This is a genomic window from Chryseobacterium ureilyticum (assembly GCF_900156735.1).
Lineage (GTDB): Bacteria > Bacteroidota > Bacteroidia > Flavobacteriales > Weeksellaceae > Chryseobacterium > Chryseobacterium ureilyticum.
The window spans coordinates 1,119,210-1,131,727 of record NZ_FTOL01000001.1 but is presented as its reverse complement, the minus strand read 5'-3'; the positions used below and the strand labels follow the sequence as shown (position 1 = coordinate 1,131,727).

Sequence of the window (12,518 nt, the reverse complement as noted above, 5' to 3'; positions counted from 1 at the left end):
TAAAACAACAATTACCATGAAAAAAATATTTTTCGCATCTGTGTTTATTTTATCAATATTTTCCTGTGGAGATACAAGACAACAAAATAAACCCATAGTAGAAAATGCTATTGATAATGCTGAATCTTCAGTTTCAGGCTCATTTGAAAGCTATCGCGGTGATAACCTTATTGATAAAACCTATTCTGAACTGATTAAGAATGATAAAAAACTGAAAGCACTTGATGAAAAAATTTTCAATTCTCAGCAAGAATCAAGAAAAGTTATAAATGCGTACGAAGAAATAATCAGTAAGTCTGAATCTTTTTACCGGGAAGCAGAAAATGCGGCAAAATCCATCACAGATTCTCTGACTAAAAATCAAATTGAAAAGGATATTCAATCCAGTAAAGACCAATACAGTTTAAAGATTTCGGGTATAAATATGCTTATTACTCGGATAAATCAAAACAATGCTGATATGAATAGTTTATATACTGCTTTTAAAATCAGAAAAACACTTCCTGAAATTGAAAAATATCAAAAGGCACATCCTTTAAAAACAGATAGTTTAGATCAGTTTATCAACAAACAAAATCAATTACTGGAAGAATTAAAGAAATTAAAATAAACCCAAAACCATCATGAAATATACTACAAAGTGGCTTACAGATAAAGCCCGAGTTAAAGAGCTCGTAGATTTTTTTATTACCCATAAAACAGATTCTTATATTTCCCATGGCGAAATGATGTCTGGCAGAGCGCTGGATACACACCATTGGAATCCTGACCTGAATGTTATCTTAACAGAGCAATTACTAACAGATTTCAATTCTGACGGAAGTTCTAAACTTAATATCCTAATTGCTGAAAATGAAAACAGTGAAATTGTCGGTATGATGGTTTTTAATGTGATTAACAGTCCTTTTAAGAAATATGCAATTTTGGAAGACATGCTCTTAGATCAATCTGTGAGAGGACAATCTCTGGGAAGTAAACTTTTGGAGAAAGCGATTGAGGAATCTAAAAATTGGAATATAAGCTTTATTCTGTTGGAAAGCGGAGTGAATAATCATGGCGCACATCAGTTTTTTAATAGATATGGCTTCAAAAAAGTGTCGGAAAGTTATATTTTGACTTTATAATCTTATGGTTGAAAAATCACAAAGGCGCAAAGAATCCGGATGTATAAATTGCCACTAATTCACGAATAATTTTTATTTAACCATACATTCTATGTTCTTATGTGGTCAAAAATAATTTCACCACATAGGAACACAGAAATTTCTACGAAAATAAATTAAATTATAAAGTGACGTAAAACGTGTAGAAATTTTATTCGTGAATTCGTGGCAAAAAATAAATGTGTTCTTTCCCTGAAAATCACTTTATAAACTAAACAATGAAATCAATATCAATCATCGGAGCCGGAATTGGCGGACTCACCCTTGGAAATGTCCTTCAACAAAATGGATATGATTTTACCATCTATGAATCTGCACCTGAGATAAAACCTGTAGGAGCCGGAATTATGATGGCGGTGAATGCGATGCAGGTTTTTGATCAACTGGGCTTAAAAGAAAAAATTGAAAACGCGGGAAATAAAATCCACAGAATCACTTTATCTAATGAATCTTTAAAACCATTTTCAAAAACGGAAATCCTTGAGTTGGAAAACAAATATAAATCCTGTAATGTCGCTATTCACAGAGCAGAATTGCAACGAATTCTTGCTGAAAATCTGAATTCAAAATCCATTGAACTCAATCATTCTTTAACGAAAATAGAAAAAAAGGAAAACTATATTCTCGATTTTAAAAATGGAACTCAGCTGGAAAGTAAAATGGTCTTTGGAGCTGATGGCATTAAATCTCAAGTGCGAAATCAGATTTTAAAAACAGGAACTATAAGAAATTCCGGGCAAAAATGTTGGCGTGGTCTTGTAGATTTTGAACTACAAGAAAAGTATCATCATGAGGCTTTTGAGCTTTGGGGAAAAGGAAAGCGCTTTGGATTTGTAAAGATTTCTGATAAAAAAGTATATTGGTATGCCTGCATTAATGAGAAAAGTTTCAGCAGGTATTCGGAGATTACTGAAATTTTTAAAGGTTTTGATTCTTTAGTTTTAAATCTTATAGAAGCAACCGAAAAAGAAAATATTATCTGTAATGATATTTCTGACCTTGCTCCTATTCCTCAATGGTATTCTGAAAATCTTTGTCTGATTGGTGATGCAGCTCATGCAACAACACCCAATATGGGACAAGGTGCATGCCAGGCTATTGAAGATGCTTATATCATTGGTAGGTTGTTGGAGAAAAACAATGATTTTAATTCCGTATTTGCAGAATTTCAGAAAATCAGGAGAAAAAAGGTAGATTATATTGTTAATACAAGCCGTACTATTGGAAAGATTTCACAATGGGAACATGGGAATAATTTACGCAATTTCGTGATGAGTTTAATTCCTGAAAGTATCAATCAGAAAATGGCGCAAAAAATTATTGAATTGGAAATGTAAAATATGTTTTGGCTAAAGCCAATTGAATCTTCATATTGAATTAAACTATTGAAACCTTACTATGATAAATATTATACAAACTCATCTTTAAAAGTAGGAATCCAACCTAATGATTTTTATATTCTCTCGGAATGACACATTAATTTTTAAATAAAAACTGATTAAACCTGAATCATTCAATATATAATAAGAAACGCCTCACAAGTGAGACGTTTTTATGTTTAATAGGTTAAGGTAACACCGGCTCCCCAGCCCATTTCATTATCATAGTTTCCGGATAGAGATAACCATTTCTGAACGATATATCTCAAGCCTGTAGAAAATTCACCATCCGAATTGACACTGAAGTTTCCTCGCCATCTTCTGGAAATCGGGATATCTTCTCTGCTCAGCTCAAGCAATACTTTTCCATTATGGTCTACACTGGCATCTGCTGTAATCAGCATTGGTAATACATATTGCATACCCACAATGAATGAATATTTACTTTTAGAAGCTTTCTGCTGTCCAAACCAGGTTTTCTTACCATGAAAATCCATTCCGATATCTTCTGCCATTTGTCTTTCCATGATCTCATGATTTTTCTGGAATCTGAATCCTGCGTATGGAAGTGCCCATTGGAATTTACCTAAAAATCGTCCTGCTTTTACACTTCCCTCAAAATGGTCAAAGTTCCAATTGGTATGAAATTCATTTAAATTTGCCCATCTTGGTCCGAACATCGTCATTGTTTCCGCATGGATTTTATTGCTTGCAACATCCAGCATTGCCATTGAACTAACCATCTTATTGTCTTTCAAAAAGTTTTTCCAAGCTAACTTTCTGTTAGGAAGCTGTGGATTTGGTTTTGAATTTTCATAACTGAAGATTCTACCCATTCCTGCCATCATGTGATATAGAATATGACAGTGGAAAAACCAATCTCCATCCTGATTCGCAGCAAATTCAATCGTAACAGTTTCCATCGGCATAATATCTACTACATTTTTCAGTGGTGAATACTCTCCTTTTGAATTAATCAATCTGAAATCATGTCCATGAAGGTGCATCGGGTGACGCATCATAGAGTTATTATACAATTTGATTCTTAAAATTTCCCCTTTTTTAATCAAAATCTTATCTGTTTCTGTAACCGTTTTATTATCCAGTGTCCACAGATAATGATTCATATTTCCTTCCAGTGTAAATTTCATATTTCGAACGCTATCTGTTGGAAGGATTGTTTTTTCGGGAGATTTTAAAATATTGTAAGACAATCTTTTAATTGTTTTTTCTTCCTTCATATCCATTCCTGTATGTTGAGAATGATCTTCTTTCTCTTCTTTAGTTTTCACACCCATCATCTCGTTGATATGCTTCGCAGTCGTTTTTCTTTGACTTTCTGGAATTTCCGGATACATTACTTCATTCATATCCATCATCTGATTTCCCATCGTCATGGTCATTGGCTTCATATTTCCGCTCATCTCCATCATTCCGTTCATCATTTTCATTCCTTCAAAAAGCATTAATCTTGGTAAATTGGGAGCTTCTATTTTCTCACCGGAACCCAGCCAAAGTGAAGCGTGTCCTATCCTGTCTTCCGACGTGGCACGGAATTCAAAACTTTTATTCTCAGGAATGGTTACTTCAATATCATAGGTTTCCGAAACTCCTACAATCAGGCGGTCTACTTCTACAGGAACGACATCATTTCCGTCATTTCCCACAACCTTTATTTTCCCGCCACCATAATTCAGCCAGAAATAAGTGGATGACCCGCCATTGGCAACTCTTAATCTTACTTTATCACCAGCTTTCAAATTGGAATAGTCAGAACTTGGAACTCCGTTGATTAAGAATTTATCATAATATACATCACTTACATCCATGGCTTCCATCCTTTTCCATTCATTCAAAGCCTTTGTTCCGAAATTTCCGGATTTAATTGCCTCCCAATAACTCTGAACTGCATTTTTCTTCACAGCATACCAATCTGTATTTGCCATATGAAGCCTACGTGCAATCTGCATTGGATCATCATCACTCCAATCTCCTAATAATACAGGAATTTCTGCACTATATTCGGTTTTGGGTTCTCCTTCTCTCTTTTTAAATACCAGAATTCCATTCATTCCTATCTGTTCCTGCAACGCTTCATGGGAATGGTACCAATACGTTCCGTTTTGAGATATTTTAAATTTGTATAAATGTGTTTCTCCAGGTTTTACAGGTTTTGTTGTAAGATATGGAACTCCGTCATGTTCATTAGGTAAAATTACTCCATGCCAGTGAAGTCCTGTGTTTTCCTTTAACATATTGTGCAGATAGATTTCTGCCGTATCTCCTTCTGTAAAATATAAGGTTGGAGCCTGAAGTTTACCATTAATGGCAAGTGCTCTCCTATTTTTTCCTGTAAAATTGACAATCGTATCTTTTACATATAGATCATAGCGGACAGTTTTCCCTCCAAAAGTAACCTTACCATTTTCTGAGTTTCTTTTTAACACAGATTTTTCTTCTTTGGGACTTTCAACAATTGTATGTTTATGATCTTCTTTTTCAACCAGCTCCATTCCACACTTTGGGCATTTTCCCGGCTTATTTGAAATGACTTCAGGATGCATAGGGCAAGTATAAGAGACCTTACTTGGAGAGGTGGGTTGAGATTTATTTTCAGATTTTAAAGCTGGTTTATCGCTCTGATTTTTTTCGGTTCTTTTGACCTGAGCGGCTTTCCTTGCTTCTTCAACTTTCTTTATTTTTTTAACGTCAACTTTAGCTTTATTGACTTTAGTTTCTACCGGTTTTGCTTTGGGCTCTATTTTAGATACAGGCTTTATAGCCGGCTTTGCAACAACTTTGGGTTGTACTACAACAGTTTTCTTTACCAATGTCATCTTGCATTTCGGGCAGTCTCCAGGTTTTGAAGATACGACCTCAGGGTGCATAGGACATGTATAATAGGATTTTGTAGTTTGTGCGAAAGTAAAAACAGAGAATAAAAGCACCAGAAACATTATTAGTTTTTTCATAATATTTCGAACTTTTAAAAAGCTACGCGACTTAAATTCAAATATAAAGTAAATCGCGCAACTTATTGTTTTTAATGATCAATACAATATATTACTTAATTTCTGACTTTACGCTTCCGCATGAAAGCATAGATTTTCCGTAGTAAGGATTCATGATTTGTTTTTCATCACTTAACCAACTACCGTCCGCCATCGGGCAATATTGTACATATACCGGTTTTTCAGAAAGTTTGAACTCTTTTGTAAGAGCAATCATATTGTCTGAAAGATTGAGGAATGTCTCTCTTTGAGTAGCAACAGTTCTTGCTTCAGAAATAACGGAAGCATCTTTTCTAAGAATATTAAGATTTCCTTCTGAAACTAGTTTATAATCAATGGTAGAAGCTGTTTTAATGAATTCTGTAGCAGCTTTTGAAGTTTTGTCTGCATCATCTGAAGCTAAAGCTGATTTGATTGCAATATAGTTTTGATATAGCTTTGAAACCTGAGCATCTTTTTTAGATTGTGCTGAAAGTGAGATGATTGAAAATAAAGATAGTGCTGCTGTAATGATATACTTTTTCATTGTTTTAAATTTTAGAATTAATTTTTTAATAAAGAATAATGTAACGCACAGATAATGCGCCAAGGCGTGTCATCTTTCACAATGTTGTTTAACATCGGAAACGACTGACGGATTCTAAATTCTAAAATTACAATGATTGATATAAATAGGTACCGGTTTGTACTCCGGTGGTCCGTTGATCTGAATCTGAGTAAATTTTGTTGCAGAGAAAGATTTATCTGTAAAAACAAACTGATGTTTCACTGGAATTTCTAAAATCTGACTTAAAAAATCAATTTTAAGCAGATCAGACTTTTGGGAATCATCTACTTTTACAAGTTTAATCTCTGTTTTGCAGCATCCTTTTTTATCTTTAACGCCACATTTACCACAAATATCATCAACTTTCTGACTTACAGAAACAAATTCCTGCATACAATAATGAACGCTAAATGCTGCTCCAGAAGAGAATCCGAAGTAGAAAATAGAGAATAATATGGCAAGAATCTTTTTCATTGATAGGACAAAGTTAAAAATATCCTTGACATCGGTGTTATAAAATTCTGTAATGTTGTTATAAAATTCAGGAAAATAAAAAAAGCTTCCGGAAAACTCCAAAAGCTTTTAATTCTTATTCTTTCGTTGATTTTACTGATTCAATAGGTTTCTATCTAAAAAATATTGTCAGAAAAATTCAACTTACAATTTCTGTTTCTACAGTTTAAATTCTAGCTTAACATTAAAGAAACGCCCTGTAAGGTATACCGGAACAGGATAAATATTGTTTGAATTATAATCTGTAATCCATTGGTTTGCTACAGCATTATTAATATTAAATGCATTGAAAACCTGAACACCTAATGTAAGTTCCTGGAAATTCCCCCAGAAACCGGATCTCTTATTTTTATCCTTTGGATCTATAAATACTTTTGATAATCCTATATCTACCCTTTTGTAAGAGGTAAGTGTTTTTTGATAATTGTATGCTGCATTAAAGTCAGGCTGTCCATTGTCATTGAATAAAACAGGTGATCCTGTTGGTAATCCCATAGCATAAGTTAGCGTAAGGTTTACCCTCATAGAAGGAAATTGCGGCATATAATCCTGATAGAACATAGCAACTCTTAATCTTTGATCCGTAGATCTTGGAATGTTTCCTTTTCCATCAATATTTTCATACACTCTCGCATAACTCGCAGACAACCAAGAATCTACTCCCGGAACAAATTCTCCAAATAATCTTGTGTCAATCCCGTAAGCATATCCTTTAGCATTGTTTTGTCCTGAGTAACGAACCCTTACATTATCCATATAGTATGGGATCAGATTATCCATTTTTTTGTAATAAAGCTCTGTTGTAAGCTTGAATGGTCTTTCATACATATAAAATTCATAGTCGTTAGCAAGAATTAACTGCATTGAACGCTGTGATTTTATATTAGAGTTAAAGTCACCATTCAGATCCTTAATTTCTTTATAGAAAGGTGCCTGATAGTAAATTCCTCCGGAAAGCTTGAACAACATATCGGAATCCCAATCCGGTTTTAGTGCTACCTGGAATCTTGGTGAAAAAATTGTTTCTTTATTGAAACTCCAGTTTGAAACTCTTACCCCTGCATTAACAAACATTTTGCTTGCTCCCCAATAGAACTTATGAGAATATTGTGCATAAGCTGATAATCTTGTTGGCTCAATATTGTTTTTTCCTGCAATATAATAGAATAAACGAAGGTTTCCTGATGTAGGATTTGTTCTGGGATCAATAACTTCAGGTCTTGGAAGGCTGTATCCTGCAGAGTCTACCACTCTCCATTCATTGGTAAGATCCTTTAGATTTTCTTTTTCGTATTTAAATCCAACTTCAATATCACTGTTTACACTAGGTGAAAATTTCGCCCTGAACTGTGTTCCGTAAGTCCTTACAAATAAATCATTTCTAGCATGATCTATCTGGCTACCGCCATCGTAGGATGAAACCGGCTCTTTTGTAATAGGATCGATTACCTGTAATTGATAGGCAGATTGAATCGTATAGTATTCTCTCTCTCTATTCTGATAGGCAAAAGCATCCATTGTAAACTTCCATTGGTCTGAAGGCTTATAGTTCAAAGAGAAAGTTCCCATCATATTTTTATACTGGTCGTTTTCCTTTCCCCAATAGTTTATATCAACAGACATGGGTTGTAATTGGCTTCCGAACTCAACCTTTTTTTGTTTAGGAATCATTTCGTAGTCATTCTTGGAATAATATCCAATAAACGACATGGAAAGCTTATCATTCACATGATAGTTCAGGTAAGACTGAAAATCCCAATAGCTAGGATTAAAATTGGTATCTTCCTTTAACGTATTAAGAACCAAATTGGTATTTCTGTATCTTCCTGAAAATAAAGCAGTGAATTTTTTATTTTTTGATGCTAATCCGGTTGTCAGTCTACCACCAATCAAACTTGCTTCTCCTGAAACTTCAAATTTTTCAGGTTCTCTATAGTAAATATTTAAAGCAGAAGACATTTTATCGCCGTATTTAGCTTCAAATCCTCCTGCTGAGAAATTCACTGTTGAAACCATATCCGGGTTAATGATACTCATTCCTTCCTGCTGAGAATTTCTGATCAGGAAAGGTCTGTAAATTTCTATATCATTGATGTAGATAAGGTTTTCGTCATAGTTTCCACCACGCACCATATATTGGGAAGAAAGCTCAGTATTGGAGTTTACGGAAGGTAATGTTTTAAGCAATCCTTCAATTCCTCCACTGATTGAGGCTACAGCTTTAGCCTCTTTTGCAGAAATTTTTATATTGGTAAGGTCATTGGTTCTTCCTGTTGTTTTTTTCTGGAATACAATTTCCTCTATATCGTTGACTCTAGTGGTCGCCGTATCTTTTTTTCTTTGTTGGGAGAAAATAAGCATTGGGACCATAAGGCTTAGCGGTAAAACTAGTTTTTTCAAAAGAAATATTTTAGAATTTCTAAAATTAATGTTTTTTTAACAATTACAAAATCGATTCTCTAATTCTTGTTAATTTTTGTAATAAATCTTCTAATAAATCCAGCCTTAACATATTGGCTCCATCAGATAGTGCTGTTTCCGGTGTTGGATGTGTTTCAATAAAAATTCCGTCTGCTCCTACAGCGATACCTGCTTTTGCCACAGTTTCAATAAGGTCTGGTCTTCCACCTGTCACTCCTGAGCTTTGGTTAGGTTGTTGTAAAGAATGGGTAACATCTAAAATTACCGGCGCATATTCTCTCATGGTAGGAATTCCTCTGTAATCTACGATCAAATCTGTATATCCGAAAGAATTTCCTCTTTCAATGATTGCCACTTTCTGATTGTCAGAATCCGTAACTTTCTGAACAGCAAATTTCATCGATTCCGGGGAAAGGAATTGCCCTTTTTTCAAAGTCACACATTTTCCTGTTTTTGCAGCAGCCACCAATAAGTCTGTCTGACGTACAAGAAATGCAGGAATCTGAAGAACATCTACGTATTGTGCAGCTAATGCAGCGTGCTCATTCTCATGAATATCCGTAGTGGTAGGAATGTTGAAAGTCTCTCCTACTTTTTTAAGGATCTCAAGAGATTTTTCTTCCCCAATGCTTGTAAAAGAATCTACACGGCTTCTGTTTGCCTTTTTGAAACTTCCTTTGAAAATATAAGGAATATTATATTTATCTGTAATGTTAATCACTTTTTCAGCAATTCTCAGTGCCATATCTTCTCCTTCAATAATACAAGGTCCTGCGATAAGGAAAAAGTTCTTTGAATCTTTGTGCTGAATATTATCTAAATACTGAATCATTTTGTTGTAATTAAAAAGTTCAGTAAAAATACTGAGAAAGTTTTAGAAATGGAAATTATTTGGTTTCTAGTTTAGGGTTTAAGGAACATAATGATGCCATTTTGATTTAACTATTATTTTTGATGAAGATTTAATTAAATTTTCAACCTTGCTGATTTTTTCTGTGTTTATTGGATATTGCAAAGACGCAATTGATATTAAAGATTAGCAGCTTTAAGAAGCAAGGACTTTATCTATGATAAAATTGAAAACTGTTTTTGGATTAGCCACTAATTCACGAATCATTTATTCGTGCATTAGTGGCTTAAAAATCTCAGCATAATACTTGCCTGAAAATCTTTGCTATCAACAAAGCAAGATTTTATTAGACATGAGAGTAGTTCATTTTATTTCCTCTACTAAGATAACTATTGTTCAAAATTTTGGCTAAAGCCAATGGATTTTTAATAAAAAAGAACGGGCTAAAGCTCGCTCCTATTGAATTATACACTCTGAAAATATAGTGTTTGTGTTTTCTATTATTATTATTATTTATTTTCAAATTCTTTATCATGTTAATATGATAAGATTTACCCCATTTTCTTTAAAATCTTCTCGAACGTATTAATATTCCTGCTGGTCATCTGATCTTTAAGGCTTTTCTTTCCTAAAACCTTTCCAAATGTAGACTCCAAAGTATTTCCTTTTGGAACCTGCCAATAAAATATATCATTAACGATTTCTGCTTTTTCATTTTCAGTTTGGGCTGCTTTCCGAAATTCTTCCATTAAAACATTTTCTACTCCTGGTATTCCTACAAAAGCATATGCATGTAGATTTTCATTTTTTTCAAAAGGCAGATTATTCCAAAAGGCTTCTGTTTCTTCCTGAGATTTGACAAACAGAAAAGCTTCATACGAAAAGTATTCAGACATGGCTTTTTCTAGAATTATTTTTAAATCTGCGGCACTTTTATCTGAGGAAAATACAATATTTCCGGAAGCCAATATAGACGCAATATCTTTCATACCCGCATCCCTGAAAACCTGACAGACATCTGCCATTTTCATATTCGTTCCTTTTACATTGACACCGCGGAGAAAAGCACAATATTTCATTTTTTAGATATTAGTTTTTAATCAACTCTGATATATAAATTATAATCTGTTCCGGAAGGCTTAAGATTGTAGATTTTTTCAAGTAATTTATTATCGCTTTTTAAGTGATCTTTTACTCTGAATTCCTTCAATAATTTATAATGAGTCTTATAATATTCTGCATTCTTTCCTTCGTATAAATTCTGATAAGAAAGCAGATATTTCGGTTTCCTGTTTTTTACAGTATTGATCCAGTAATTGGGTTTATCCTTTTTAATTTCCTCCTGAATCTGCTTGTCAACTAATCCAACTTCATCAATGGTTTTTAATCTTGAAAAATAAGGAATATATCCCGCAGGTTCCAGTAAAATCCATTGCTTTTTATCTTTTTCATACTTATTAAGGAATACTCCGATGGTTCTTCTATAGTTCCACTCACCATTTCCTGTAGCAATGGCATGAATGGTCTGGAAAGCCAGCATCGGAACAATATAGAATATGACAAGTAATGAAAGCCAAAGATTTCTTTTTTCTTTTTGCTCCAATACAAAAATAAGAATGGGAACGAAAAGTAAAAGCTGGGGAACCCAATAATACCAATCAAATAAGCTTTTTTGGGAAAGAAAAATAATCTGTTTTGTCCATCCGAAAATGAAAATCATCCAAAGGAAATAGTTTCTTTTTTCTCGTTGTCTGATCAGATAAATAAAACATAACAGTTCAAAAATAAGGACAATAATTGTAATCGGATTAAAGTTTCCGGGAACTTTCAGCATTCCCCAGAAGTTACCAAAACTTACAAGGAAATAATCTACGTTTTGAGCAAAAGTAAACTGCTGTTCATAAAGAAGTTTTTTTGCAGTAATGGTATTATTAACAACTTCACCAAAGTAAAACCAGTTAAAGCCAACAGTAAATAATACTCCTAAAATTCCACCAAAAACATAATTCCATCTGATTTTTTTATTCCAAAATACATCCACAAGAAATACAATTCCGAGGAATATAACGGTGTCAATTCTTGTGAACATAATCAGGATTGGAAGAAGCGTCAATAGCCATTTTTTCCCTTTATTGAATCCATAATATAATAGAGACATTTCCAGAAAAAACAGGATTCCGTATTCCATTCCAAGAATTGAAATCTTAATTGCCGGCGGTACAATACCGATTAAGAATATAAAAATGGCTTTATGCCAAGGGTTTTTAAGAAGTAAATGAGATAAAAATAAAGTTCCTATTGTAAAAAGGATAGAATTAAAGATCAAAAGAGGTTCAATAAAGTATTCCTTTCCGAAAATCAAATTGAAAATATAAGATACAAAAACGTATAAATGGGTAGTAGATGCTGAAATTTTAGTGCCTCCATTAAAACCGATTACCCCATAATCAAGGACATTCTGAGCAACTCTCCAGGTGATGAAAGCATCTTCCTGAATATAATGCGTCAATAAAAAAAGAAGTTTAAAAACAACCGTAACAATTACGGCATAAATTGGGAGCCTGCTATTTTGTGTTTCAGCCATTATGCATTTTTAGTTTCACAAATATAATCTTAAAATTCAGGATTCCCAAT

10 protein-coding genes are annotated in these 12,518 nt (G+C 33.6%); 3 read left to right on the top strand and 7 right to left on the bottom strand.

What is annotated here, in order from left to right; genetic code table 11:
* Positions 1-16: 16 nt before the first annotated feature.
* From BW983_RS04875 to BW983_RS04865, 3 genes are all read left to right on the top strand, one after another.
* A complete protein-coding gene (locus BW983_RS04875) occupies positions 17-610 on the top strand; it encodes a hypothetical protein (RefSeq protein ID WP_076550327.1) in 594 nt (197 codons plus the stop codon).
* A 13-nt stretch (positions 611-623) separates the two neighbouring features.
* Positions 624-1,124 (top strand): GNAT family N-acetyltransferase, encoded by a 501-nt coding sequence (locus tag BW983_RS04870; RefSeq protein ID WP_065394312.1) that lies wholly within the window; start codon positions 624-626, stop codon positions 1,122-1,124.
* A 257-nt stretch (positions 1,125-1,381) separates the two neighbouring features.
* Positions 1,382-2,500 (top strand): FAD-dependent monooxygenase, encoded by a 1,119-nt coding sequence (locus tag BW983_RS04865; protein ID WP_076550326.1) that lies wholly within the window; start codon positions 1,382-1,384, stop codon positions 2,498-2,500.
* A gap of 221 nt (positions 2,501-2,721) precedes the next feature.
* On the opposite strand, the gene BW983_RS04860 is transcribed toward BW983_RS04865, so the two are convergent.
* The 7 genes from BW983_RS04860 to BW983_RS04830 form a co-directional block, all read right to left on the bottom strand.
* On the bottom strand, positions 2,722-5,499 hold the full coding sequence (locus tag BW983_RS04860) for a multicopper oxidase domain-containing protein (protein ID WP_084184307.1): 2,778 nt from the start codon (positions 5,497-5,499) through the stop codon (positions 2,722-2,724).
* A 106-nt stretch (positions 5,500-5,605) separates the two neighbouring features.
* Entirely contained in the window at positions 5,606-6,079 is a 474-nt protein-coding gene (locus BW983_RS04855) for a DUF3347 domain-containing protein (RefSeq protein WP_076550324.1), read from the bottom strand.
* Positions 6,080-6,193: 114 nt separating this feature from the next.
* The gene (locus tag BW983_RS04850; protein ID WP_076550323.1) at positions 6,194-6,574 is read right to left on the bottom strand and encodes an HYC_CC_PP family protein; all 381 of its coding nucleotides are present in this window, start codon (positions 6,572-6,574) and stop codon (positions 6,194-6,196) included.
* A 198-nt stretch (positions 6,575-6,772) separates the two neighbouring features.
* Positions 6,773-9,013: a TonB-dependent receptor plug domain-containing protein gene (locus tag BW983_RS04845; RefSeq protein WP_076550321.1), complete on the bottom strand. Its 2,241-nt coding sequence runs from the start codon at positions 9,011-9,013 to the stop codon at positions 6,773-6,775.
* Positions 9,014-9,056: 43 nt separating this feature from the next.
* Positions 9,057-9,866: a 3-deoxy-8-phosphooctulonate synthase gene (gene kdsA, locus BW983_RS04840; protein ID WP_076351837.1), complete on the bottom strand. Its 810-nt coding sequence runs from the start codon at positions 9,864-9,866 to the stop codon at positions 9,057-9,059.
* Positions 9,867-10,435: 569 nt separating this feature from the next.
* Positions 10,436-10,963: a DUF1697 domain-containing protein gene (locus BW983_RS04835; protein ID WP_076550320.1), complete on the bottom strand. Its 528-nt coding sequence runs from the start codon at positions 10,961-10,963 to the stop codon at positions 10,436-10,438.
* Positions 10,964-10,980: 17 nt separating this feature from the next.
* Complete coding sequence (locus BW983_RS04830) at positions 10,981-12,468, bottom strand: hypothetical protein (RefSeq protein ID WP_076550318.1); 1,488 nt, start codon at positions 12,466-12,468, stop codon at positions 10,981-10,983.
* Between the last annotated feature and the right edge of the window lie 50 nt (positions 12,469-12,518).

Bases quoted from the DNA above. Each gene is read 5' to 3' on its own strand.
- BW983_RS04875 (WP_076550327.1), top strand. From the start codon at position 17: ATGAAAAAAATATTTTTCGCATCTGTGTTTATTTTATCAATATTTTCC.
- BW983_RS04870 (WP_065394312.1), top strand. From the start codon at position 624: ATGAAATATACTACAAAGTGGCTTACAGATAAAGCCCGAGTTAAAGAG.
- BW983_RS04865 (WP_076550326.1), top strand. From the start codon at position 1,382: ATGAAATCAATATCAATCATCGGAGCCGGAATTGGCGGACTCACCCTT.
- BW983_RS04860 (WP_084184307.1), bottom strand. From the start codon at position 5,499: ATGTTTCTGGTGCTTTTATTCTCTGTTTTTACTTTCGCACAAACTACA.
- BW983_RS04855 (WP_076550324.1), bottom strand. From the start codon at position 6,079: ATGAAAAAGTATATCATTACAGCAGCACTATCTTTATTTTCAATCATC.
- BW983_RS04850 (WP_076550323.1), bottom strand. From the start codon at position 6,574: ATGAAAAAGATTCTTGCCATATTATTCTCTATTTTCTACTTCGGATTC.
- kdsA (WP_076351837.1), bottom strand. From the start codon at position 9,866: ATGATTCAGTATTTAGATAATATTCAGCACAAAGATTCAAAGAACTTT.
- BW983_RS04835 (WP_076550320.1), bottom strand. From the start codon at position 10,963: ATGAAATATTGTGCTTTTCTCCGCGGTGTCAATGTAAAAGGAACGAAT.
- BW983_RS04830 (WP_076550318.1), bottom strand. From the start codon at position 12,468: ATGGCTGAAACACAAAATAGCAGGCTCCCAATTTATGCCGTAATTGTT.